Origin of the sequence: Sphingomonas sp. BK580, from assembly GCF_014194975.1 — a bacterium.
GTDB lineage: Bacteria > Pseudomonadota > Alphaproteobacteria > Sphingomonadales > Sphingomonadaceae > Sphingomonas.
This window is the reverse complement of record NZ_JACIAY010000001.1, coordinates 154505-177280: the sequence shown is the minus strand read 5'-3', so window position 1 is coordinate 177280 and position 22776 is coordinate 154505. Positions and strand designations below refer to the sequence as shown.

Annotated in this window: 21 protein-coding genes; 10 read left to right on the top strand and 11 right to left on the bottom strand. The window is 71.5% G+C overall.

What is annotated here, in order from left to right; all coding sequences use genetic code 11:
• Positions 1 to 45: 45 nt before the first annotated feature.
• From FHY05_RS00860 to FHY05_RS00850, 3 genes are read right to left on the bottom strand one after another with little or no spacing between them, the layout of a single operon-like run.
• Complete coding sequence (locus tag FHY05_RS00860) at positions 46 to 354, bottom strand: hypothetical protein (protein ID WP_183942541.1); 309 nt, start codon at positions 352 to 354, stop codon at positions 46 to 48.
• Positions 351 to 689 carry a DNA primase gene (locus tag FHY05_RS00855; RefSeq protein WP_183942540.1) on the bottom strand — a complete coding sequence of 113 codons (339 nt, stop codon included), beginning with the start codon at positions 687 to 689 and terminating at the stop codon, positions 351 to 353. Before FHY05_RS00855 ends, FHY05_RS00860 begins: the two co-directional genes overlap by 4 nt.
• Positions 690 to 746: 57 nt before the next feature.
• Positions 747 to 1985: a multidrug effflux MFS transporter gene (locus FHY05_RS00850; protein WP_183942539.1), complete on the bottom strand. Its 1239-nt coding sequence runs from the start codon at positions 1983 to 1985 to the stop codon at positions 747 to 749.
• Between the two features lie 108 nt (positions 1986 to 2093).
• Between FHY05_RS00850 and FHY05_RS00845 the strand changes: the two genes are divergently transcribed.
• Positions 2094 to 3050: an isopenicillin N synthase family oxygenase gene (locus FHY05_RS00845; protein WP_183942538.1), complete on the top strand. Its 957-nt coding sequence runs from the start codon at positions 2094 to 2096 to the stop codon at positions 3048 to 3050.
• Positions 3051 to 3204: 154 nt separating this feature from the next.
• Here FHY05_RS00845 and FHY05_RS00840 read toward each other — a convergent pair whose 3' ends face one another.
• From FHY05_RS00840 to hflK, 5 genes are all read right to left on the bottom strand, one after another.
• The gene (locus FHY05_RS00840) at positions 3205 to 3720 is read right to left on the bottom strand and encodes a phosphoribosyltransferase (protein ID WP_183942537.1); all 516 of its coding nucleotides are present in this window, start codon (positions 3718 to 3720) and stop codon (positions 3205 to 3207) included.
• 202 nt (positions 3721 to 3922) lie between these two features.
• Positions 3923 to 5596 carry a helicase HerA-like domain-containing protein gene (locus FHY05_RS00835; RefSeq protein ID WP_183942536.1) on the bottom strand — a complete coding sequence of 558 codons (1674 nt, stop codon included), beginning with the start codon at positions 5594 to 5596 and terminating at the stop codon, positions 3923 to 3925.
• A 421-nt stretch (positions 5597 to 6017) separates the two neighbouring features.
• Positions 6018 to 7565, bottom strand: coding sequence for a Do family serine endopeptidase (locus FHY05_RS00830; protein WP_221190930.1), 1548 nt, complete (start codon positions 7563 to 7565; stop codon positions 6018 to 6020).
• A gap of 102 nt (positions 7566 to 7667) precedes the next feature.
• A complete protein-coding gene (gene hflC / locus FHY05_RS00825) occupies positions 7668 to 8543 on the bottom strand; it encodes a protease modulator HflC (protein WP_183942535.1) in 876 nt (291 codons plus the stop codon).
• Entirely contained in the window at positions 8543 to 9646 is a 1104-nt protein-coding gene (hflK, locus tag FHY05_RS00820) for a protease modulator HflK (protein ID WP_183942534.1), read from the bottom strand. The genes hflC and hflK overlap by 1 nt, the downstream gene beginning before the upstream one ends.
• A gap of 66 nt (positions 9647 to 9712) precedes the next feature.
• Between hflK and FHY05_RS00815 the strand changes: the two genes are divergently transcribed.
• The 3 genes from FHY05_RS00815 to FHY05_RS00805 all read left to right on the top strand — a co-directional run bounded on the left by FHY05_RS00815 (position 9713) and on the right by FHY05_RS00805 (position 12961).
• Positions 9713 to 10663 carry an Mrp/NBP35 family ATP-binding protein gene (locus FHY05_RS00815; RefSeq protein ID WP_409321519.1) on the top strand — a complete coding sequence of 317 codons (951 nt, stop codon included), beginning with the start codon at positions 9713 to 9715 and terminating at the stop codon, positions 10661 to 10663.
• A 167-nt stretch (positions 10664 to 10830) separates the two neighbouring features.
• Entirely contained in the window at positions 10831 to 11277 is a 447-nt protein-coding gene (locus FHY05_RS00810; protein ID WP_183942532.1) for a CoA-binding protein, read from the top strand.
• Between the two features lie 283 nt (positions 11278 to 11560).
• On the top strand, positions 11561 to 12961 hold the full coding sequence (locus FHY05_RS00805) for an amino acid permease (RefSeq protein ID WP_183942531.1): 1401 nt from the start codon (positions 11561 to 11563) through the stop codon (positions 12959 to 12961).
• A gap of 197 nt (positions 12962 to 13158) precedes the next feature.
• Here FHY05_RS00805 and FHY05_RS00800 read toward each other — a convergent pair whose 3' ends face one another.
• The 3 genes from FHY05_RS00800 to acnA form a co-directional block, all read right to left on the bottom strand.
• Positions 13159 to 13707 (bottom strand): DUF4142 domain-containing protein, encoded by a 549-nt coding sequence (locus FHY05_RS00800; RefSeq protein WP_260181073.1) that lies wholly within the window; start codon positions 13705 to 13707, stop codon positions 13159 to 13161.
• A 78-nt stretch (positions 13708 to 13785) separates the two neighbouring features.
• Positions 13786 to 15054, bottom strand: a complete 1269-nt coding sequence (locus FHY05_RS00795) for an MFS transporter (RefSeq protein WP_183942530.1) — start codon at positions 15052 to 15054, stop codon at positions 13786 to 13788.
• 242 nt (positions 15055 to 15296) lie between these two features.
• Positions 15297 to 17984, bottom strand: coding sequence for an aconitate hydratase AcnA (acnA, locus tag FHY05_RS00790; RefSeq protein WP_183942529.1), 2688 nt, complete (start codon positions 17982 to 17984; stop codon positions 15297 to 15299).
• 190 nt (positions 17985 to 18174) lie between these two features.
• Here acnA and FHY05_RS00785 point away from each other — a divergent pair, with 190 nt between their 5' ends.
• The 6 genes from FHY05_RS00785 (at position 18175) to queA (ending at position 22714) form a co-directional block, all read left to right on the top strand.
• A complete protein-coding gene (locus tag FHY05_RS00785; RefSeq protein ID WP_183942528.1) occupies positions 18175 to 18723 on the top strand; it encodes a hypothetical protein in 549 nt (182 codons plus the stop codon).
• 452 nt (positions 18724 to 19175) lie between these two features.
• Positions 19176 to 19415 (top strand): exodeoxyribonuclease VII small subunit, encoded by a 240-nt coding sequence (locus FHY05_RS00780; RefSeq protein WP_183942527.1) that lies wholly within the window; start codon positions 19176 to 19178, stop codon positions 19413 to 19415.
• Positions 19412 to 20320: a polyprenyl synthetase family protein gene (locus tag FHY05_RS00775; protein ID WP_183942526.1), complete on the top strand. Its 909-nt coding sequence runs from the start codon at positions 19412 to 19414 to the stop codon at positions 20318 to 20320. The genes FHY05_RS00780 and FHY05_RS00775 overlap by 4 nt, the downstream gene beginning before the upstream one ends.
• Before the next feature lie 5 nt (positions 20321 to 20325).
• Entirely contained in the window at positions 20326 to 20832 is a 507-nt protein-coding gene (coaD, locus tag FHY05_RS00770; RefSeq protein ID WP_132907715.1) for a pantetheine-phosphate adenylyltransferase, read from the top strand.
• Between the two features lie 135 nt (positions 20833 to 20967).
• A complete protein-coding gene (locus FHY05_RS00765; protein ID WP_183942525.1) occupies positions 20968 to 21669 on the top strand; it encodes a peptidylprolyl isomerase in 702 nt (233 codons plus the stop codon).
• A 19-nt stretch (positions 21670 to 21688) separates the two neighbouring features.
• Positions 21689 to 22714 (top strand): tRNA preQ1(34) S-adenosylmethionine ribosyltransferase-isomerase QueA, encoded by a 1026-nt coding sequence (gene queA / locus FHY05_RS00760; RefSeq protein WP_183942524.1) that lies wholly within the window; start codon positions 21689 to 21691, stop codon positions 22712 to 22714.
• Positions 22715 to 22776: the final 62 nt, after the last annotated feature.

Sequence of the window (22776 nt, the reverse complement as noted above, 5' to 3'; positions counted from 1 at the left end):
CCGTCGAGCCTGGGCGCCACACCGGCCCCGGTCAAGCCGCCACTCTCAGCGGTACGCGGCGCAGCGACCCTCGTCGGCAGGGGCCTCGAAGAGCGCACGCCCCTCAAGACGGCGTCCGGGCAGCGACACCTTCCGCAGCCCCGCGCCGCACGCCCCGCCAGGGGAGACGGCGCCGCGGCGGATGGCGCTGGTCCGCTCATAGGCGGCTACGCTCGCCTGTGCCTGCGCCGCCGCGCGCACGATCGTGGCGTCGCCGGCATGCTGCTGCGGTGAACCGCACGCGGTGCCGAGCAATGGCGCGGCGATCAGGCTGGCGTAACGCGCGCCGGCACGCGCGCCGCGCCGCGCGATCACGGGTTCAGCGCGATGTCGTCGCGGTCGTCGAGCTCGTCATCGTCGACGCTGCCGTCGTCGAACTCGTCCTGCACCTCGTCCTCGTCGACATCGGCCTCGTCCTGCTCGGCGTCGCCGTCCTGTTCGGCGACCTCGCCGTCGACCATCTCGAGCTCGTCCTCGTTCTCGCTCTCGTCGTCCTCGCCGACGTCCGGGTCGAGATCGGTGATGATCGTGCCGTCGCTCGGGCCGTCGCGCGTCGCCTCGAGGATCTCGGCGCGCTGGCTCTCGTCGTAGCCGTCCTCGTCATAGCCGTCGTCGCCGGGACCCTGACCGTGGATATGCTGCCCGCCCATGCCGATCTCCTCATCTACGTTGCCCGAACGAACGGCAGGCGAGGGCGCGCGGTTCCGTCAGCGCGCCGCGAAGAGGCGCCCGCGCTCGGTCACCAGCACGATCGCCAGCGCGGCGACGCCGGCGCACAGGAAGCCGGCGTTGAGCGGCACCGTCGTGCCGTCGAAATGCTGGCCGATCATGGCGCCGATCGCGGCGCCCACCGTCACGCTGGTGAAGCCCTGCACGCTCGAGGCCGTGCCGGCGATATGCCCCATCTTCTCCATCGCCATCGCCGAGAAATTCGAGCTCGAGAGGCCGAAACAGCCCATCGCCACCGCCTGCAACACCGCGAAGCCGACCAGCGTCTCGTGCCCGCTCAGCGCCAGCAGCAGGTGCAGCCCGGCGACCAGGATCAGCGTCACCACCGCGGCGTGGCCGAGCCGGCGCGTGCCGACTCGCATCACCAGCCGCGCGTTGGCGAGATTGGCCACCGCCATCGTCCCCGCGGTGGTGGCGAAGATCAGCAGCAGCAGCCGTGGCCGCCCGAACACGTCCGCCATCACCTGCTGGATCGAGTTGATGTAGCCGTATAACGCCCCCATCAGCGCGGTCGCGGCGAGCGTGTAGCCGAGCGACCAGCGGTCGCTGAGCGTCAGCTTCCACCCCGCCGCGAGCCGTGCCAGCGAGAAGGGGTGGCGGTCCTCGGCGTGGAGCGTCTCGGGCATGCGGAGCGCGAACCAGGCGAGCACCAGCAGGGTGGCGCCGCCCACCGCCCAGAAGATGTCGCGCCAGCCGCCGAACAGCAGCACGATCGTGCCGAAGCCGGGCGCCAGCACGGGGACGATCATGAAGACGATGAAGGTCATCGACATCACCCGCGCCATCGCGCGCCCTTCGAAACAGTCGCGCACGATCGCCACCGTCGTCACCCGCGCGGCCGCGATCGCCAGCCCGGCGACCACGCGCGCGGCGAGCAGCAGCGCGAAGCTGCCCGCCAGCGCGCACAGCGCGTTCGCCACCGCATAGACCGCCAGCGCGGCGAGCAGCGAGCGCCGCCGGCCGAAGCGATCGGCGAGCGGGCCGTGGAGCAGCTGCCCCGCGCCGAACGCGATCAGGAAGGCGCCGATGACATATTGCCGCTCGTTCGCACCGGGCGCGCCGAGCGCCGCGCCGATCGTCGGCAGCGCGGGCAGCATCGAGTCGATCCCCAGTGCGGTCAGCGCCATCAGCGCCGCGATCAGCGCGACGAACTCGGGCAGCGGGATCGGCGGCGCGGCGACGGGAGACGCGGGGGGCGGGGCGGGGGGCGTCGGCATGGCGCGGGGCTTAGGTGGCGGTCGTCGCCCTGTCACCTCGCCGCGCGCGGGTAGCAAGCCGGATCAGGAAGGTTTATTGCCCGGCGATCAACCGATTGGACCGACGTCATGCTCGATACCCCCGCCGCCGCGGTGCCCACGCTCAGCCTCGCCGACCAGGACCGCGACCCAGACGGCTTCGCCGCCGCGCTGGGCGGCTCGTTCGAGCGGTTCGGCTTCGCCATCGTCGCCGACCACGGCGTACCGCAGGATCTGATCGAGCGCGCCTGGGCCGAGACCGCGGCGCTGTTCGCGCTGCCGGAGGAGGAGAAGCGCGGCTATCACGTCCCCGGCGCGGGCGGCGCGCGCGGCTACACGCCGTTCAAGACCGAGATCGCCAAGGACGCCCGCCACGTCGACCTCAAGGAATTCTGGCACGTCGGGCGCGAGCTGCCGGCGGGGCATCGCTACGCCGCGGACATGCCCGCCAACGTCTGGCCGGCGCGCCCCGAGGGGTTCAAGGAGACGTTCCTCGCGCTGTTCGAGGCGTTCGATCGCGCCGGCGACCGGCTGCTGTCGGCGATCGCGCGCCATCTCGGGCTCGCACCGAACTGGTTCGACCCGGCGGTGCGGGACGGCAACTCGGTGCTGCGCCTGCTCCACTACCCGCCGATCCCGGCCGACGCCGAGGGCGTGCGCGCGGGCGCGCACGAGGACATCAACCTGATCACGCTCCTGCTCGGCGCCGAGGAGGCGGGGCTGGAGCTGCTCGAGCGCGACAGCGGGCGGTGGCTCGCGATCAAGCCGCCGGCGGGGGCGATGGTGGTCAACGTCGGTGACATGCTGCAGCGGCTGACCAACCACGTGCTGCCCTCGACCACGCACCGCGTCGTCAACCCGCCGCCCGAGCGGCGTGGCCACTCGCGCTACTCGATGCCCTTCTTCCTGCACCCCGCGCCCGACTTCCTAATCGAGACGCTGCCGCAGACGATCAGTGCGGCGAACCCCGACCGCTACCCGACGCCGATCACTGCCAACGGTTATCTGCACGAGCGGCTGGTCGAGATCGGGTTGATCAAGAAGTAGGGTTCCCGATCCTCTCCGCGCGGGGGGGAGGGGGGTACCGCTCGCGAAGCGAGTCGTGGAGGGGGCTTCCCGCGAACGCAGCGCCGGTTGCGAGCCCCTCCACCAGACTGTGGCTGGTCCCCTCCCGGCGAGGAGGTCGACCTTCTCCCGCTTCTCAGGCGATCCGCTCGGGCCGCTCCGCGGCGTCCGCGGCGATCGCGCTGTCGGGGGCCATCGCCTCCCAGGGAAAGACGAACCAGTCCTTGGTCACGGCGCGATCGATCACGCGCGGGGCATAGTCGACCCGCTGCGCCGAGCCGATATTGTCGATGAGCGTGGCGAAGCGGACGCTGCCCTCCGCCGCGCCGGCCCGCGCGAGCATGGCGCGCAGGTGGCCGATGGTGCGGCCCGAGTCGTTGATGTCGTCGACGAACAGCAGCGGCTCGCCCGCGCGGGTTCGCGCCGCCAGCCGCTCGATCGCGTCGACGGCGAGCGCCTCCGACTGGGAGGAATAATCGACCGCCAGCATCGGCAGCCCGGTGGCGTGGCTAAGGTAAACCGCAGGGATCAGCCCGCCGCGTCCGATGCCGATGAGATGCGCCGGCGCCCAGTCGGCGGCGGCGAGCGAGTCGGCCAGCGCGCGGACGGCGGCGACGAGGTCGGCGTGGGTGATGGCGGTGTAGGTCGTCATCGCGGGCGTGTAGCGCCGATGGCGCGCGCGGGCGAGGGGGCTGGCGCGACGCCCTCACCTCTTGCACCCCACGGCGGACGCCGGGGCCCAGTCGGGAAGGCTCTCGCGCGAGCCACTGAGGGGTCCCAACTGGACCCCGGCGTCCGCCGGGGGCGCGGCTGTCTGGTGAGGCGCGGCGGAGCGACACCAGATCACCCCCCGGTCACCGCCGCAGCAATCCCCCCAGGACCCCGCGCACCACCGAGCCGAGCAGCCCGCCCGACGCATCGCCGCCGCGTCGCCCGCCGCCCAGCACCGCCTTCGTCACCTCGTTCGCGACCGTCCGCCCCAGCGCCGAGGAGGCAGAACGAGTCGCCGAGGTCATCGCGCGGCTCCACGGATCGTTGGCGCGCTCGCGCTCTTCGGCGCGCTGGGCGCGCTCGGCCTCGCGCTGCGCCGCGACCCGCTCGCGCGCCTGCCGCGCCTCCTCCTTGGCCTGCAGCGCGGCGGCCTTGCTCGCCTCGTCCTGCGCGGTAGCGGCGGCGCGCGCGGCGGCGGCCTCCTGCGTCTTGGCGGCGAGCAGCTCCTCGGCCGACTCGCGGTTCACCAGCGTGTCGTAGCGGTCGCCGACCGCGTCGGTGGCGAGCAGCACCTTGCGCTCCTCGGGCGTCACCGGCCCGACGCGGCTCGCCGGCGGCCGCACCAGCGTTCGCTCGACCGGGCTGGGCGAGCCGTCGGCCTGGAGCAGCGACACCAGCGCCTCACCGGTCTTGAGCTCGGTGATCGCCGCCGCGACGTCGACCCCCTGATTGGCGCGGAAGGTCTGCGCCGCCGCCTGTACCGCTTTCTGGTCGCGCGGGGTGAAGGCGTTGAGCTTGTGCTGCACGCGATTGCCGAGCTGGCCCGCGACCTTGTCGGGGATGTCGATCGGGTTCTGCGTGATGAAATAGACGCCCACGCCCTTGGACCGGATCAGCCGCACCACCTGCTCGATCTTGTCGAGCAGCGCGTCGGGCGCGTCGTCGAACAGCAGATGCGCCTCGTCGAAGAAGAAGCACAATATGGGTTTGTCGAGATCGCCCACTTCGGGCAGCTGCTCGAACAACTCGCTCAGCAACCACAGCAGGAAGGTGGAGTAGAGCCGCGGCGCCGCCATCAGCTTGTCGGCGGCGAGCACGTTGACGAGGCCGTGGCCCTGGTCGTCGTGGCCGAGCAGGTCGCCCAGGTCGAGCGCGGGCTCGCCGAAGAAGTGCGTCGCGCCCTGGCTGCGCAGCTGGAGCAGCGAGCGCTGGATCGCGCCGACCGACTGTTTGGAGACATTGCCCCAGCGCGCGGTGAGTTCCTGCGCGCGCTCGGCGCAGTGCGCCAGGACCGCCTGAAGGTCGTCGAGGTCGAGCAGCAGCAGATGCTCCTCGTCGGCGAGCTGGAAGGCGATCGTCAGCACGCCCTCCTGTACCTCGTTGAGCCCCATCAGCCGCGCGAGCAGCAGCGGCCCCATCTCGCTCACCGTGGTGCGCACGGGATGGCCCTGCTCGCCGAACAGGTCCCAGAACTGCACCGGACAGGCGGCATAGGACCAGTCGGTCAGCCCGATCTCGGCGGCGCGCGCGGCGAAGGCGGCGTGGGTCTTCGCGGTCGCGGCGCCGGGCATGGCGAGCCCGGAGAGATCGCCCTTCACGTCGGCGACGAAGCAGGCGACCCCGGCGCGCGAGAAGCCCTCGACGATCCCCTGGAGCGTGACGGTCTTGCCGGTGCCGGTCGCGCCCGCGATCAGCCCGTGGCGGTTGGCACGCGCGAGCTGGAGCCACTGCGGGTGCGCGCCGCCCGCGTTCGCGCCGATGAAGATGCCGTCCGCCAAGGTCGTCGCTCCTGCCGCTGGTCTGCTCACCGATGTCATAGGATGCGGCGGGGGCGGCGTCACGGGGCGCGTTGCCGCGCTGCCCCGCCTCGAGCGACCGTGCCGACCTGATTGGATTGTCGCGATCGCACGCGAGCGCCCGTCGCCACATCGTGTTCGGCACGCCTCCTACTTCGTCATCGCCGCGGCGGCGAGGATCCGGAAACACTGACGTCCGCGATGGCGCCGAGAGGTCAGCGCGTCTGGATCCCCGCCTTCGCGGGAATGACGGCGGGGAGGAGGCGGTGCGATGAAGATGCGCGCGATGGATGGCTGCGGCGAGCCTCGCGTCCGTGTCCGACACAGGGCGGCGGCACGAGCGCGGTCATGCCACTCAGCCATCCTCGACCGCCGACACGAGAAGGGCCGCCGCACCCCTCGGCGGCGGCGACCCTTCCGGACCGACCAGGCTGTCGCGGCCTTACTTGATCTTCACCGCCACGAAGCCACCGACCTGGCGACCGCGGGTGACGTTGAGCAGCACCTGCGGCCGCCCCGCCGCCTTCGCCGCCGCGACGACACGCGCCACGTCCGCGGCGCTGCGCACCGGCTGCGAGTTGACCGAGGAGATCACGTCGCCGCGGCGCAGCTTCTGCGCCGCGTCGCTCGACGGGTCGGTCGCCGCGACCACCACGCCCTGGACGGTCGAGTCGACGCCGATCGAGCGCGCGATCTGCGGCGTCAGCGGCTGCACCGTGATGCCGAGCGAGCTCGACGCGGGCGCGGCCTGCTGGCCGTCGTCGTCGCCGCCGCCGAAGCTGTCGTCGTCGTCGCCGCCGCCCCCGGTCAGCGCGGCCATCTGGTCCTCGGACGGGCGCGTGCCCACGGTGGCGTTGAGCGACTGGCGCTTGCCGTCGCGGATCACGTCGAGCTTGATCGTCGAACCCGGCGCGGCGTTGGCGACGAGGTAGGAGAGCGTCTTCTCCGGCGTCACCGCCTGGCCGTTGATCGCGGTGACGACGTCACCCGCGCGCAGACCCGCCTTCGCGCCGGGGCCGCCCGGCTCGACCCGCCCGACGATCTCGCCCGAGTCCTTCGGCAGACCCAGCGCCGAGGCCATGTCGGCGTTGACCGCCTGGATGCTGACGCCGAGATAGCCGCGCTTGATCGCCTGGCCCTTCACCAGCGTGTCGATGATCGGCTTGGCCTCGGTCGTCGGGATGGCGAAGCCGATGCCGATATTGCCACCCGACTGCGAGTAGATCTGGCTGTTGATGCCGATCACCTCGCCGTTGAGGTTGAACATTGGACCGCCCGAGTTGCCCTGGTTGATCGCGGCGTCGGTCTGGATGAACGTGTCGAACGGGCCGCCGCCGGTGGCGCGGTGCACCGCCGAGACGATCCCCGCGGTCACGGTGCCGCCGAGGCCGAACGGCTGGCCGATCGCGACCACCCAGTCGCCGACGCGCGCGCGGCTCGAGTCACCGAGACGGACGAACGGCAGCGGGGTGGGCGAGGTGATCTTGAGCACCGCGAGGTCGCTGGTCGGATCACGGCCGACGAGCTTGGCGGTATACTCCTTGCGGTCCTGCAGGGTCACCGTGATCGACTCGACCGTGGCACCGCGCGAGGCCGGGGCGATCACGTGGTTGTTGGTGACGACATAGCCGTCGGCCGAGATCAGGAAGCCCGAGCCGAGCGAGGTACCCTCGCGCGTCACCGGCGCACCGCCGCCGCCGCCGCCGAACTGGCCGAACAGGTCGCCGAACGGCGTGCCCGCGAACGGGTTGGCCGACTGCTGGACGGTCACCTTCTGCGTGGTGGAGATGTTGACCACCGCGGGCTGCAGCTTCGCCACCAGATCGGCGAAGCTCATCGGCGCGCCGGCACGCGGCGCCGAGGCGCTGATCGCGCCCGGCTCGTTCTGCGCGACCTGGGCGGTGGCGGGGTTCTGCAGCGTCAGCGACGCCGCGGTGCCGCCGAGGAGAAGGGCGCCGGTGAGGGCGTAGGCGTAACGCACTTTCTTCATGTCCTCTGAATCACCCTGTCGAATAAAGCGGGAACGCTACGTCCTGTGCCGAACAAGCGATGAACGTCGTTTGAATATCAACGCGCGACATCGCCGCGGGTTCTATCGCCGCCCGCCCTCGAACTCGCGCAGATAGCCGTTGTTCGGGCTCATGATGATGTTGGTGCTGCCCTCGGGCTGGGGGCCGCCGTCCGCACCGAAGGTGTGGCGGTAGCTCTGCATCGCGCGGTAGAAATCGTAGAAGTCGGCGTCCTTGCTGAAGGCGTCGGCGTAGATCCGCGCGGCCTGGGCGTCGGCCTCGGCGCGGACGATCTGCGCCTGCTTCTGCCCCTGCGCGCGGATCGTGTTCGCCTCCTGCTGGCGCGCGGTGCGCATCCGCTGGAGCGCGCTCTCGAGCGGGCTGCCGTCGGGCAGGTCGGCGTGCTTGATCCGCACGTCGACGATCTCGGCGCCATACTGCTTGGCCGAGCGGCCGAGCGATTCCTGGATCTCGTCCATCACGCGCCCGCGCTCGGGGCTGAGCAGGGTCGCGAACGGCACCTTGCCGAGCTCGTTGCGCAGCGCGGTGCCGAGCAGCGGGCGGAGCTGATCGGCCACTCGCTCCTCGGTGTTCGAGGTGCTGCCGGTCGAGGTGACCGCGCGCAGCGGGTCGACGATGCGGAAGCGCGCGAAGGCGTCCACGTTGAGCCGGAGCTGGTCGGTCGAGAGCACCAACGTGTTGTCGAGATCGGCGTCGAGCACGCGCTTGTCGACCCAGACGATCTTGTCGACGAACGGGATGCGCGCGATCACGCCGGCGCCGGTGCGGCCGATCGACTGGCCCGGCTGCCACTGGTTGATCAGGCGCACCGGATTGTTGAGGCGGAGCACCACCGCCTGCTGCGTCTCGGGAACGATCGCGAAGGTCGCCGCGGCGACGATCACCAGCGCGAGCGCGAGCAGGCCGGCGGCGACGGGGTTGCGGAGCCAGAGGGGCATCAGCGCGCCCCCCCGCTGCCCGACTGCGCCGACGCAGTGCCGGCCGCGGTCGCGTTCGGCTCCTGCAAGCGCCGAGCGCGGTCGAGCGGCAGATACGGCGTCACGCCGGGAGTCTCGACGATCGTCTTGTCGGTCTTGGCCAGCACGGCCTCCATGGTCTCGTAATACATGCGGCGGCGGGTCACCTCGGGGGCGAGGCGATATTGCTCGTACACCTGGTCGAACGCCGACGCCTCGCCCTGCGCGCGCGCGATCACCTGTTGCGAGTAGGAGCGGGCGTTGTTGAGATTGCCCACGGCTTCCTGCTGCGCCGCGGTGACCGCGTTGAAGTCGTCGGCGAGCTGCGACGGCGGCGCCGCCTGCTTGATCGAGACGCCCTGGACCTGCACGCCCGCCTGATAGCTGGTCAGGATCTGCTGCATCGTCTGGGCGACACGCGCCTCGATCTCGGTCCGCCCCGCGCCGATCGCCTGGTTGAGCGTGGTGGTGGCCAGCACCGAGCGCATCGCGCTCTCCGCGGTGGCGCGCACCGTCTCCTGCGGGTCCTTGATCTCGAACACGTAGTTGCGCGCGTCCGAGACGCGCCAGCGCACCGTATAGGCGAGATCGATGATGTTCTGGTCACCGGTCAGCACGGTCTCGCCGCCGTCGCGCGGGAACTCGTCGGTGCGGACCTGCTCGACGTCCACCTTGGTGACGTTGACGATCGGCGCGGGCAGGGTGACGCGGATGCCCGGCTCGAGCATCCCCGAGTAGCGCCCGAAATAGGTGACCACGCCGCGCTGCTGCGGCCCGATCTGGTGGATCGAGGTGAGCACCAGCCAGATCGCCACCAGCACGGCGACGCCGAGCAGCCACAGCATCCGCGCGTTGGCGCCGAGTGGGAGTTGCGGACCGCCGCCACCCTCGCCGCCGCCGCCGCCGCCGCCGCGCGCGCGGCGGATGAACTCGTCGAGCGCGGTCGGCTTGGCGCCGGCGCGCTTGGCGCCCGGGGGCACCGACCAGGGATTGCGGGGGCCGACATTGTCGTCGTTGCCCCAGGGTCCGTTACTCTGTGCGGCGAGGGGGATGGGGCGCCGGAGCCAGCGTCGCGAGATGATCATCCCGCCTTTATAAGTGCGCATCGGCCGAAAAACAGTGGCAAGCCGCGACGCGGCGCGTAACGGATCATGTCCATGGACGAGAATGACGTGAGGCAGGCGGTCCGAGCGGTCGCGGGCGAGCGCGCGACGGTGCGGGTCGAGGGGCAGCGGATCGGCGTGGTGATCGACGCCAGCGGGCTCGACGCGCCCGCGCGCGACGCGCTGGAGGCGGCGGTGCGCATGGCGGCGGCGCGGCCGGGCCATGAGGTGCGCACCGTCGTCACCGCCGAGCGCGCGCAGCGCCGGCTGGTGGCGGTGGCGAGCGGCAAGGGGGGCGTCGGCAAGTCGACGCTCTCGGCCAATCTCGCGATCGCGCTGGCGCGTGCCGGGCGGCGCACGGGGCTCGTCGACGCCGACATCTACGGCCCGTCGCAGCCGCGGCTGATGGCGGTGGAGGGCACCCGGCCGGAGGCGCGCGACAAGGTGCTGCTGCCGGTGGCGACGCCGTACGGCGTGCCGCTGCTGTCGATGGGGCAGCTCGTCGAGCCCGGCCGCGCGATCGCGTGGCGCGGGCCGATGACCGCGGGCGCGCTCGGGCAGCTGGTCGACGCCGACTGGGGCCTCGCCGACACGCTCGTGGTCGACCTGCCGCCGGGCACGGGCGACGTCCAGCTCACCATGGTGCAGAAGCATCGCCCGGCCGGCGCGGTGATCGTCTCCACCCCGCAGGACCTCGCGCTGATCGACGCTCGCCGCGCGATCGACCTGTTCCAGAAGGCGGGCGTGCCGATCATCGGGCTGGTCGAGAACATGGCGGGCTATGCCTGCCCGCATTGCGGCGAGGTGTCCGACCCGTTCGGCCGCGGCGGCGCGGAGGCGGCGGCGCGCGAGGCGGGGATCGCGTTCCTCGGGCGCGTGCCGCTCGACCTGGCGATCCGGGTCGCCTCCGACGCGGGCGAGCCCCCGGCGGCGCGCGACGACGACCGCGTGTTCGCGCCGATCGCGACGCAGGTGGCGGAGTGGCTGGGCGCGCACTGAGGGGGGTATGCTCCTGCGCACGCGGGAGCCCAGGGCCTGGTAGCGCGGCGCCCGTTGCCCTGGGTTCCTGCGTACGCAGGAACACGGTGGTGACAAAGGCAACCGACGCTTTGCCGCTTCGTTCGCTCTGGCAGGTGCGACGAGCACCGCGACGAAGGAGAGCGCCGATGCCGCTGACCGCCGACGACGACATCCGTACATTGCTGGAGGAGACCCGCACGATCGCGCTGGTCGGTGCCTCGGATCGCCCCGACCGCCCCTCCAACGGCGTCATGAAGACGCTTCAGGCGCACGGCTATCGCGTCATTCCGGTCAACCCGCAGCTCACCGGCGCGCATATCCACGGCGAGTTCGTCTTCCGCGAGCTCGCGCAGCTCGGCGACCCGATCGACATGGTCGACATCTTCCGCCGCTCGTCCGCCGCGGGCGAGATCGTCGATCAGGCGATCGCGATCGGCGCCAGGTCGGTGTGGCTGCAGCTCGGCGTGATCGACCAGGCCGCGGCGGCGCGTGCCGAGGCGGCCGGGCTCAAGGTGGTGATGGACCGTTGCCCCGCGATCGAACTGCCCCGGCTGGGCGTCGCGCGGCTGGCCGGGGATGAGACGGAGGCGTAGCTGACGCCCGCCCCCGCGTGTGCGTAGCGCTTAGCGTCGGATTGAGCCAGGCGAACGGGGCGCCGCGGGTGTCGCTGGACCCTGCGCGCGCGGCCGACGCGGCCGCGGCGGCGGTCGCGGCGCGCCTCTCTCCACTGTCCGTCGGCGCATCCGACTCGAGGGTCGGCGGGACAGTGGATCACCGCTCCGGGTCATCCCGTCGCTGGCGCCATCGCCCCCGACGCTCGACCCTTTCCAGCTCGTCGTCACGTCTGTTACGACCCGTGCACGAGAGGGAGGGTCCATGTCCACATTGTTCCGGCGCAAGCCGGTCGCGATCGATCACCGCGGCGGCACCGTGCTCGCGCGCACTTTGTCCTGGCCGCATCTGGTCGCGCTGGGCGTCGGCGCGATCGTCGGCACCGGTATCCTCACGCTGATCGGCGTCGGCGCCGAGCGCGCGGGACCGGCGGTGATCCTCTCCTTCGTCATCGCCGGTGCGATCTGCGCCTGCGCCGCGCTGGCCTATGCCGAGATGGCGACGATGATCCCCGCCTCGGGCAGCGCTTACACCTACAGCTACGTCGTGCTGGGGGAGGTGATCGCCTGGGTGATCGGCTGGTCGCTGATCCTCGAATATTCGCTGGTGGTGTCGACCGTCGCGGTGGGCTGGTCGGGCTACGCCTCGGCGCTGCTCACCCCGCTCGGCTTCCCCACCGCGCTGACCCAAGGGCCGGCGCTGGGCGGCGTCGTCAACCTGCCCGCGGTGTTCATCATCGCGGTCGTCGCCGCACTGCTCTCGCTCGGCACCAAGGAGAGCGCGACGCTCAACGCGGTGCTGGTCGGGATCAAGCTGGTCGCGCTGGCGGTGTTCGTCGCGGTGGCGCTGCCGCACTTCGACGGCGCCAACCTCGAACCGTTCATGCCCTACGGTTTCGTCAAGTCGGTGAGCGCGGACGGCGGCGAGCGTGGCGTGATGGCGGCGGCGGCGATCATCTTCTTCGCCTTCTACGGCTTCGACGCCATCTCCACCGCGGCCGAGGAGACCAAGGATCCCGGCCGCGACCTCGCGATCGGCATCGTCGGCTCGATGGTGGCGTGCGTGGTGATCTACATGGGGGTAGCGGTCGCGGCGGTGGGCGCGCTGCATTTCACGCGCTTCGCCGACTCGCCCGAGCCGCTCGCGCTGATCCTGCGCGGGATCGGACGACCCGGCTTCGCCACCTTCCTCGCCGCCAGCGCGGTGGTGGCGCTGCCGACGGTACTGCTCGGCTTCCTGTTCGGGCAGAGCCGCATCTTCTTCGTAATGGCGCGCGACGGGCTGCTGCCGCAGGCGCTCGCCAAGGTGTCGCGACGCGGCACCCCGGTGCGGATCACCGTGCTCACGGCGGTGCTGGTCGCGGTGATCGCGGGGGTGATGCCGATCGATGCCATCGCCGCGCTCGCCAACGCCGGGACGCTGGCCGCGTTCGTCGCGGTGTGCGTGTGCATGCTGGTGATGCGGCGCCGTGCGCCCGACGCCGAGCGGCGCTTCCGCACGCCGGCCGCGCCGCTGGTCGGCGCGATCGGGGTGCTGGGCTGTGCCTATCTGTTCTTCAGCCTGCCGCAGCGCACCCAGCTCTACTTCCTGCTGTGGAACGTGCTGGGGCTCGCGGTCTACCTGCTGTGGGGCCGCCACCGCGCGGCGATCGCGGCGGCGGCCTAGGTGGGTTCACGCGAAGGTGCCACGACGCGGCCGAGGAGGTTCGCGCGAGGGCGCGGAGCGGCGGAGGCGTCGCGCTCCTGAACCCGTCGGCGGCCCGAGACGGCTCGGTGCGGCGGCGCTGCGCGCCGATCGGACGCCCTCCGCGCCGCCGCCTGACCTCACGCCCTGGTGTTGTCGCTCCCTGGTGCGCCTTCTCCTCACATCCCCGCGGTGCCCGAGCTGCCCTGCAGCTTGGTCGCCTCGGCGATGTGACGCTTCACGATCGGCACCGCGGCCTTCGCCGAGGTCTTCAGCGGCGCCTTGTCGCCGCCGGACGCATAGCTCTGGTGCAGGTCGAGCGCGGCCTGATGCGCCGGGACCTGCTGCGCCAGGTAGATGCGGTCGAAGTCCGCCGCCGAAGCGGTCTGGAGTTCGTTGATCGACGCGGTCGCGCCCGGGTCGAGCGCGGGCGGCGGCGGGTTGAGCCCAGCCTTCTTCGCCGCTTTCACCGTCGCCGCGGTGGTCTTCTGGTGATGCTCGATCAGCATCTGCGCGAACTTCTTCACCGCCGGGTTCTGCGACTTCTGCAACGCGATCTGGCTCGAGTTGATCTCGAACAGGTCGCTCTGCCCCGCGGCGGTGACATAGGCGTCGGCGTTGGTCTTGGCCTCCGCCGGCGGCGGGGGCGGCGGGGTCTGCGCGGCGGCGACCACCGGCGCGACGAACAGCGCGGCGCCGAACAGCAGGCGAGTGACGGCCTTCATCATGGACTCTCCCTCATCGATCCCCACGAGAGCGGCGAGGGCCAAGCAAAGTTCCGTTATGAAGCAGGCACTTGCTTTCGATCAGCCAGTTCGTTCGCGAGTCTCGGGCATGGCCAAAGCGTAGAGCGCCAACCCGCCCGCGGCGATCGCCGCGAGGGTGAGGAAGGCCGGTGAATAGCCCGCGCCGACGATGATCGTGCCGGCGAGCGTCGCGCTCAGCGCCGCGCCGAGCCCCTGCGCGGTCGCCACCGCGCCCTGCGCGACGTTGAAGCGGCCGCTGCCGCGCGTCAGGTCGGCGACCACGATCGGGAACAGAGCGCCGAAGATTCCCGCGCCGACCCCGTCGAGCGCCTGTATCGCCACCAGCCACCACGGGTCGCGCGACACCGTGTATAGTGCGCCGCGCGCGGCCAGCACCGCGAACGCGCCGAGGAACAGCGGCTTGCGTCCCCAGTCATCGGCCTTGCGCCCGACCAGCAGCGCCATCGGCACCATCACCAGCTGCGCCGCGACGATGCAGGCCGCGGTGAGCGAGGTCGCCTGGTCCTTGCCCACGGTGCGCGCGAGCAGCTGGCTCACCGAGGTCAGCATCGCGGCATTGGCGAGATGGAACAGGAAAGCGAGCGCGGCGAACAGCAGCAGCGCCTTCTGCTCGAGCAGCACGCGCCAGCCCGGGGCGGGGTCGCACGCAGGGGAGGCGTCGTCCGGCGCACAGTCGAGCCCGCGCGCGACCTCGTCGTCGATCTGGCGCGAGTCGATCCGCAGCGCGGCGACGACGCTCGCGACGGTCAGCCCCGCCATCAGGTAGAAGACCACCACCGGCCCGAACCGCCACGCCAGCACGCCCGCCAGCGCGGCCGACACCGCGTTGCCGGCATGGTTGAACGCCTCGTTGCGCCCGACCCGCGCGGAGAAGGCGCGCGCGCCGAACAGTCCCAAGGTGATCGCCGCGATCGCCGGCGCGAACAGCGCGCCCGCCGCGGCGGCGAGCGACTGGGTCACGACCACCGGCGCGAAGCCGTGGACGAACGGCAGTGACACACTGCTGAGCGTGACGACCAGCGCGGCGGCGATGACGAGGGTCGGCTTGCGCGTCGAGCGGTCGATCAGCCAGCCCGCCGGCGTCTGCGACAACAGGCCGACGATCCCGGCGACCGTGAGCACCAGCCCGGCGGTGGCCTCATTCCAGCCGTGAGTCGGCCCGCGCACCGCGACGAGGTAGATAGCGAGATACGGCCCGAGCCCGTCGCGCACGTCGGCGAGGAAGAAGTTGAGCGCGTCGAGCGCGTGCCCGGGCGGGTGCGGCGCCGCCTCCGGGGGCGCCGGGCGAACGGGGGCGAGCGTGGCCATGCGACGGATGCTCCGCGGGAGGGTTCGCGGGCAACGTTCTGTCACGCAGCGCGATCCGGAGACAGTCGGGCTTGCGCTAGGTTAGGACAGCGAAGTGGTTGAAGTCTTGGAGCAAGTATTTTTTCGAGCGCAGATCCTTCCCGCGCAACGGGGAGGACCCTCGCCGAAGCTGGCTGATCTATAGAAAAGGGAGGGTCCCTCGCGGAACCCTCCCTCTCTCATCCCGTCGCCGACGCTCCGCCTCAGGCGGCGAGCTTGCGCAGCACGTACTGGAGGATGCCGCCGTTGAGGAAATATTCCAGCTCGTTGACGGTATCGATGCGGCAGCGCGTCTCGAACGTCTCGGTCGAGCCGTCAGCGCGCTTCAGCGTCACGGTCACGTTCTGGCGCGGGCGCAGCGCCGCCACGTTCTCGATCGTGAAGGTCTCGTCGCCGGTCAGCCCGAGCGACTGGCGCGACACGCCCTCGGCGAACTGCAGCGGCAGCACGCCCATGCCGACCAGGTTGGAGCGGTGGATGCGCTCGAAGCTCTCCGCGATCACCGCGCGGACGCCGAGCAGGTTGGTGCCCTTCGCCGCCCAGTCGCGCGACGAGCCGGTGCCATATTCCTTGCCCGCGACCACCACCAACGGCGTGCCGTCGGCCTTGTGGCGCATCGCCGCGTCGTAGATCGGCATGACCTCGCCGTCATAGCGGCTCATCCCGCCCTCGACGCCCGGCACCATCTCGTTCTTGATGCGGATGTTGGCGAAGGTGCCGCGCATCATCACCTCGTGATGGCCGCGGCGCGCGCCGTAGCTGTTGAAGTCCTGGCGCGAGACCTGGTGCTCCTGCAGCCACGTCCCCGCCGGGCTGTCGGCCTTGATCGAGCCGGCCGGCGAGATGTGGTCGGTGGTGATCGAGTCGCCCAGGATCGCCAGCGGCTTGGCGTCCACGATGTCGGTCGTCGGCTTGGGCGTCATCTCCATGCCCTCGAAATAGGGCGGGTTGGCGACATAGGTCGAGCCGGCGCGCCAGCTGTACGTGTCCGAGCCGGTGACGTCGATCGCCTGCCACTTGCTGTCGCCGGCGTAGACGTTGCCGTAGCGCGCGCGGAACATGCCGTCGTCGATGTTGGCCGCCATCAGGTCGGCGACCTCCTGGTTCGTCGGCCAGATGTCGCGCAGGTAGACGTCGCCCCCGTCCTTGCCCTGGCCGATCGGCGTCTCGTTCATGTCGGTCGTCACCGTGCCCTTGAGCGCATAGGCGACCACCAGCGGCGGCGAGGCGAGGAAGTTGGCGCGCACGTCGGGCGAGACGCGGCCCTCGAAGTTGCGGTTGCCCGACAGCACCGAGGCGGCGACCAGGTCGTTCTCGTTGATCGCCTTGCTGATCGGCGCGGCGAGCGGGCCCGAGTTGCCGATGCAGGTGGTGCAGCCGTAGCCGACCAGGTTGAAGCCGATCGCGTCGAGGTCCTCGGACAGCCCGGCCTTGTCGAGATAGTCGGTGACCACCTGCGAGCCCGGCGCGAGGCTGGTCTTGACCCAGGGCTTGGGCGCCAGGCCCTTCTCGCGCGCCTTGCGCGCCACCAGCCCGGCGGCGACCAGCACCGAGGGGTTGGAGGTGTTGGTGCAACTGGTGATCGCCGCGATCACCACGTCGCCGTCGCCGATGTCATGGCCGCGCTCGTCGACCGCGACGCGCGCGGGGCGCTCCTTGTGGTAGATCTTGAACAGGTCGCCGTTGAACACCTCGTCGACGGTGTCGAGGCTGACCTTGTCCTGCGGGCGCTTCGGCCCGGCGAGCGACGGCACCACCGTGCCCATGTCGAGCTCGAGCGTGTCGGTGAAGACGGGATCGGGGCTGTCGGCGTGGCGCCACATGCCCTGCGCCTTGGCATAGGCCTCGACCAGCGCGATCACCTCGTCCGGGCGGCCGGTCAGGCGCATGTAATCCATCGTCTTGTCGTCGACCGGGAAGAAGCCGCAGGTCGCGCCATACTCCGGCGCCATGTTGGCGATCGTCGCGCGGTCGGCGAGCGTCATCTGGTCGAGCCCGGGGCCGTAGAACTCGACGAAGCGGCCGACCACGCCCTTGGCGCGCAGCATCTGCGTCACGGTCAGCACCAGGTCGGTGGCGGTGATGCCCTCGCGCAGGGAGCCGGTCAGCTTGAAGCCGACCACCTCGGGGATCAGCATCGAGACGGGCTGGCCGAGCATCGCCGCCTCGGCCTCGATCCCGCCGACGCCCCAGCCGAGCACGCCCAGGCCGTTGATCATCGTGGTGTGGCTGTCGGTACCGACCAGCGTGTCGGGATAGGCGATCGTCGCGCCGCGCTTGGCGTGGTCACCCGTCTCCTCCGACGCCCACACCGCGTTGCCGATATATTCCAGGTTGACCTGGTGGCAGATGCCGGTGCCCGGCGGCACGACCTTGAAATTGTCGAGCGCCTTGGAGCCCCACTTGAGGAACTCGTAGCGCTCCGCGTTGCGGGCGTATTCGAGGTCGACATTGTCCTCGAACGCCTTGGGCGTGCCGAACTCGTCGACCATCACCGAGTGGTCGATGACGAGGTGGACGGGCACCTGCGGGTTGATCTTGGCGGCGTCGCCGCCGAGCTTGGTGATCGCGTCGCGCATCGCGGCGAGGTCGACGACGCAGGGCACGCCGGTGAAGTCCTGCATCAGCACGCGCGCGGGGCGATACTGGATCTCGCGGTCGCTGCGGCGCTCCTGCTGCCAGTCGACGATCGCCTTCACGTCCGCCTCGGTCACGGTCACGCCGTCCTCGAAGCGCAGCATGTTCTCCAGCAGCACCTTCATCGAGAAGGGCAGGCGCGAGATGTCGCCGAACTTCGCTTCCGCCGCCTTGAGCGCGAAATAGTCGTAGGTCTTGCCCCCGGCCGTCAGCGTGGTGCGGGCGTTGAGCGTGTCGTGGCCGATGGCCGTCATGGGCAGCTGTCCTTCCTCGTGGGAGCCTCGCGCCCGCGGCGATGCGGCACGGCCGCGTGCGCGCGGGTGCGGGCGAAACTCTCGATCGCCGCGGGCGATAGCAGCGGGGGCGCGGGCGGGGAAGGGTGGAACGGCGCGCTGGCGTAAGCGATTGTGGCCGAGGGCGCGCGGCCGCCCGGAGGGGCGAGGGATGGCGCGCAAGCTCAAGGTGTTCCGCACCCCGGCCGGGTTCCACGACGCCTATGTCGCGGCGCCGAGTCGCAAGGCGGCGCTGGCCGCCTGGGGCGCCGACGCCGATCTGTTCGCGCGCGGCGTGGCCGAGGAGGTGACCGACGCGGCGCTGATGGAGGAGCCGCTGGCGCGTCCCGGCGAGGTGGTGCGGCGCTCGCGCGGCAGCGCGGCGGAGCAGCTCGCGGCGCTGCCGCCGGACCGGCCGAAGCGCGCGCGCAAGGCAGAGGAGGAGGTGCCGCGGTCGAGGACGGCGCGATCCAAGGCTGCGACGAAGCCGCCCGCCCCACGCCCGAGCCGCGCCGAGCTGGAGGCGGCCGAGGCGGCGCTGGAGCAGGAGGACGCACGCCGACGCGACGAGGAGAAGGCGTTCGCCGAGCGCCAAGCCGCGCTCGACCGCGAGCGCCGCGAGGCGGGACGGCGGCATGAGCGGGAACGAGCGAAGCTAGAGGCGGCCCGACAGCTGGCAGCGGAGGCGTATGCGGCCGCGGTGGAGAAGTGGCGGCGGTAGGGCAGTTGGCCCACCTCATTCCGTTGGCTTCGAGTAGCCGTCGAGCCTGCCAAGGCGGCGTATCGAGGAGGTGCCGCTAGTGGCACGCTCTCGATACGCGCTCTCGACAAGCTCGATCGCTACTCGAGCCGAACGGGTGTGGGGAGTGAGGCAGATGGCGCCGGGAGCCGACCTGAGCGCCTCGCAGAAGTCGGGCCCCTCCACGCGTCGTCGACCCGCTGCCTATCCCGTTCATTAAATCGCTACCCACTCCGTTCGCTTCGAGTAGCCGTCGAGCTTGCCGAGACGGCGTATCGAGAAGGTGCCGCAGGTGGCGCGCTATCGATACGCGCTCTCGACGAGCTCGATACCCAGTCGAGCCGAACGGACGGGGGACGAGGATGTAGCCGCACCCACCCCACCGCGATCCCCATCTCCTTGACCCAGAGCACCCCCCATCGCATAGCCGGCTGATGGAGCAGGACATCGAGACGCTGTCGTTCGAGGCCGGCCTACGCGAGCTGGAGGCGATCGTCGCCCGGCTCGAGTCGGGCGATACCCCGCTGGAGGAGGCGATCCGGCTCTACGAGCGCGGCAGCGCGCTGCGGCAGCGCTGCGCCGACCGGCTCGACGCCGCGCAGGCGCGGATCGAGGCGATCCGGCTCGGCGCCGACGGCCGCCCCGCCGCCACCGAGCCCTTCGCCGCGGGATGACCATCACCGCCACCGCGTCGCCCCGGTTGCAGGCCGCGCTCAAGGAAGTCGCGGCCGAGATGGACCGCCGCTTCGACGCGCTGCTCCCGGTGCCCGACGATCCCCGCGCCGACCTGTACCGCGCGATGCGCCACGCCACGATCGGCGGGGGCAAGCGGCTCCGCCCGCTGCTGGTGTTCGCCACCGCGCGGCTGTTCGACGTGGCGCGCGACAGCGCGGCGCGCGCCGCGGTCGCGCTCGAGGCGATCCACGCTTACTCGCTGATCCACGACGACCTGCCCGCGATGGACGACGACGACCTGCGCCACGGCAAGGCCACCGTCCACAAGGCGTTCGACGAGGCCACCGCGATCCTGGCGGGCGACTGCCTCCACGCGCTCGCCTTCGAGGTGCTCGCCGATCCCGCCACCCACGCCGACCCGTTCGTCCGCGCCGAGCTGGTCGCCGACCTCGCGCGCGCCTCCGGCCCGAGCGGCATGGCGGGCGGTCAGGCGATGGACCTCAAGGCCGACGGCGCCGCCTTCGACCTCGGCACGGTCACGCGGCTCCAGCAGATGAAGACCGGCGCGCTGATCGGCGCGGCGGTGGAGGCGGGCGCGATCCTCGGCCGCGTCGCGCCCGACGGCCGCCGGCACCTGCGCGGCTACGCGCACGACCTCGGCCTCGCCTTCCAGATCGTCGACGACCTGCTCGACGTCGAGGGCGACGAGCAGCTCGCCGGCAAGAAGCTGCGCAAGGACGGCGAGGCGGGCAAGGAGACCTTCGTCTCGCTGCTCGGCGTCGAGCGCGCCAAGCAGCAGTCGCAGATGCTGGTCGAGCAGGCGATCGACCACCTGCGCAGCTACGGCGACGAGGCCGAGCTGCTGCGCGCGATCGCGCGCTTCGTCACCGAGCGGCGCGGGTGACCGGCGTGGGCGCGCGCGTCGGCGTCTATCCGGGCACGTTCGACCCGATCACGCTCGGGCACATGGACATCATCCGTCGCGGCGCCAAGCTGGTCGACCGGCTGGTGATCGGCGTCACCACCAATCCCAGCAAGTCGCCGATGTTCAGCGTGGCCGAGCGGATGGCGATGGTGCAGCGCGAGGTCGCCGCGATCGGCGGCGAGATCCACGTGGTGGAGTTCGACTCGCTGCTGATGGACTTCGCCGAGCGCGAGGGCGCGACGATGATCGTGCGCGGGCTGCGCGCCGTCGCCGACTTCGAGTACGAATATCAGATGGCGGGAATGAACCAGCAGCTCAACGACCGGATCGAGACCGTCTTCCTGATGGCCGACGTCGGGCTGCAGCCGATCGCCTCCAAGCTGGTCAAGGAGATCGCGCTGTTCGGCGGTGACATCCGCAAGTTCGTCACCGCCGCGGTATGCCAGGAGGTGGTCGAGCGGGTCGCGCTGGTGGGGCGGCGCGGCGGGTGAGGGGAGGGGCGGTTGAGGAAGCAACCGCCCGCTCATCTGCGCCGCGACGGAGACCACCCCCATTCAGTTTGGCGCAAGCGTGAATCTGGTCTAGACGCCGCCGCTGACACTCTCCCGACAGACCCGAAAGCACCGATGCGCCCGTCCGCCCTCCTGTCCGCCCTCTTCGCCGCCGCCGTGCTCACCGCCGCCCCCGTCGCGGCGCAGGAGCGGCTCGCGCCGCCGCCGCTGGGCGACAAGACCAACATCTGGCTGCTCGACCTCTCCACCGGCGGTCGCGTGGAGATCGCGCTGCGCCCCGACGTCGCGCCGAAGATGGTCGAGCGGATCAAGCAGCTCACCCGCCAGCACTTCTACGACGGACTGGTGTTCCACCGCGTGATCGACGGCTTCATGGCGCAGGGCGGCGACCCCAAGGGCGACGGCACCGGCGGCAGCTCGCTGCCGGACCTGCCCGCCGAGTTCAACTATCTGCCGCACGTGCGCGGCTCGGTCGCCGCCGCGCGCGCCGAGAAGGAGGACAGCGCGAACAGCCAGTTCTACATCGTCTTCCAGCCGCGCTTCTCGCTCGACAAGAAGTACACCGTGTTCGGCCGCGTCACGTCGGGGATGAACTACGTCGACGCGATCGAGCGCGGCGAGCCGCCGACGAACCCGTCGCGGATCGTCCACGCCTATATCGCCTCGGACAATCCGCCGGCGTACCAGCCGCTGCCCGCAGCCGCGCCGGCCGCGCTGCCGACGCTGCCGGGTACCACGCCGACGCTGCCGGGCGCGACGCCGGCGGCGACGACCCGCCCGGCGCCGCGCGCCAAGCCGGCGCCGCGCCGCCGCTGAGCCGGCGCGCGCGACGCCGATGAACGTCGACCTCTTCGACTTCGAGCTGCCGCCGGAGCGGATCGCGCTGCGCCCGGCGAGCCCGCGCGACGCCGCGCGCCTGCTCGTGGTGCGCGGCGACGGGCTCGACGACCGCATCGTCGCCGACCTGCCCGAGGCGCTGCGCGCGGGCGACCTGCTCGTCTTCAACGACACGCGCGTGATCCCCGCACAGCTCGAGGGCACGCGCGGCGCGGCGCGGATCGGCGCGACGCTGCACAAGCGCGAGGGGCCGCGTCGCTGGCGCGCCTTCGTGCGCAACGCCAAACGGCTGCGCGACGGCGACACGGTCGACTTCGGCGCGGGCGTGAGCGCCACCGCGCGCGACCGCGCGGAGGACGGCAGCTGGGCACTCGACTTCGCCGGCGACGAGCCGGTCGAGCTGCTGCTCGAGCTCGCCGGGCGGATGCCGCTGCCGCCCTATATCGCGGGCAAGCGCGCCGCCGACGCGCGCGACGCGGACGATTACCAGACGATGTTCGCCGCCGCGCCCGGTGCGGTCGCGGCGCCGACCGCCGCGCTGCACTTCACGCCCGCGCTGCTCGATCGGCTCGCCGCGGCGGGCGTGGAGCACACGACGCTGACGCTCCACGTCGGCGCGGGCACCTTCCTGCCGGTCAAGGCGGAGGACACCGCCGACCACAAGATGCACGCCGAGTGGGGCCGCATCGACCAGGCCACCGCCGACCGGCTCAACGCGGTGCGCGCGCGCGGCGGGCGCGTGATCGCGGTGGGCACCACCTCGCTGCGGCTGATCGAGAGCGCCGCGGGGGAGGACGGCATCGTCCGCCCGTTCGAGGGCGACACCGCGATCTTCATCACGCCGGGCTACCGCTTCCGCGGCGTCGACGGGCTGATGACCAACTTCCACCTGCCGCGCTCGACCCTGTTCATGCTGGTCTCGGCGCTGATGGGGCTGGAGCGGATGCAGGCGGCCTACGCGCACGCGATCGCGCGGGAGTATCGCTTCTACTCCTATGGGGACGCGTCGCTGCTGCTGCCGTGACGCTGCCGATCGCCTCCGGCTAAGCACCTCGTCCCGGAGCAGAGAATGGGGCGCGCCGCATG

Coding starts and splice junctions, on each gene's coding strand:
- FHY05_RS00855 (WP_183942540.1), bottom strand. CDS start 689: ATGGGCGGGCAGCATATCCACGGTCAGGGTCCCGGCGACGACGGCTAT.
- FHY05_RS00850 (WP_183942539.1), bottom strand. CDS start 1,985: ATGCCGACGCCCCCCGCCCCGCCCCCCGCGTCTCCCGTCGCCGCGCCG.
- FHY05_RS00845 (WP_183942538.1), top strand. CDS start 2,094: ATGCTCGATACCCCCGCCGCCGCGGTGCCCACGCTCAGCCTCGCCGAC.
- FHY05_RS00840 (WP_183942537.1), bottom strand. CDS start 3,720: ATGACGACCTACACCGCCATCACCCACGCCGACCTCGTCGCCGCCGTC.
- FHY05_RS00835 (WP_183942536.1), bottom strand. CDS start 5,596: ATGACATCGGTGAGCAGACCAGCGGCAGGAGCGACGACCTTGGCGGAC.
- FHY05_RS00830 (WP_221190930.1), bottom strand. CDS start 7,565: ATGAAGAAAGTGCGTTACGCCTACGCCCTCACCGGCGCCCTTCTCCTC.
- hflC (WP_183942535.1), bottom strand. CDS start 8,543: ATGCCCCTCTGGCTCCGCAACCCCGTCGCCGCCGGCCTGCTCGCGCTC.
- hflK (WP_183942534.1), bottom strand. CDS start 9,646: ATGATCATCTCGCGACGCTGGCTCCGGCGCCCCATCCCCCTCGCCGCA.
- FHY05_RS00815 (WP_409321519.1), top strand. CDS start 9,713: ATGTCCATGGACGAGAATGACGTGAGGCAGGCGGTCCGAGCGGTCGCG.
- FHY05_RS00810 (WP_183942532.1), top strand. CDS start 10,831: ATGCCGCTGACCGCCGACGACGACATCCGTACATTGCTGGAGGAGACC.
- FHY05_RS00805 (WP_183942531.1), top strand. CDS start 11,561: ATGTCCACATTGTTCCGGCGCAAGCCGGTCGCGATCGATCACCGCGGC.
- FHY05_RS00800 (WP_260181073.1), bottom strand. CDS start 13,707: ATGATGAAGGCCGTCACTCGCCTGCTGTTCGGCGCCGCGCTGTTCGTC.
- FHY05_RS00795 (WP_183942530.1), bottom strand. CDS start 15,054: ATGGCCACGCTCGCCCCCGTTCGCCCGGCGCCCCCGGAGGCGGCGCCG.
- acnA (WP_183942529.1), bottom strand. CDS start 17,984: ATGACGGCCATCGGCCACGACACGCTCAACGCCCGCACCACGCTGACG.
- FHY05_RS00785 (WP_183942528.1), top strand. CDS start 18,175: ATGGCGCGCAAGCTCAAGGTGTTCCGCACCCCGGCCGGGTTCCACGAC.
- FHY05_RS00780 (WP_183942527.1), top strand. CDS start 19,176: ATGGAGCAGGACATCGAGACGCTGTCGTTCGAGGCCGGCCTACGCGAG.
- FHY05_RS00775 (WP_183942526.1), top strand. CDS start 19,412: ATGACCATCACCGCCACCGCGTCGCCCCGGTTGCAGGCCGCGCTCAAG.
- FHY05_RS00765 (WP_183942525.1), top strand. CDS start 20,968: ATGCGCCCGTCCGCCCTCCTGTCCGCCCTCTTCGCCGCCGCCGTGCTC.
- queA (WP_183942524.1), top strand. CDS start 21,689: ATGAACGTCGACCTCTTCGACTTCGAGCTGCCGCCGGAGCGGATCGCG.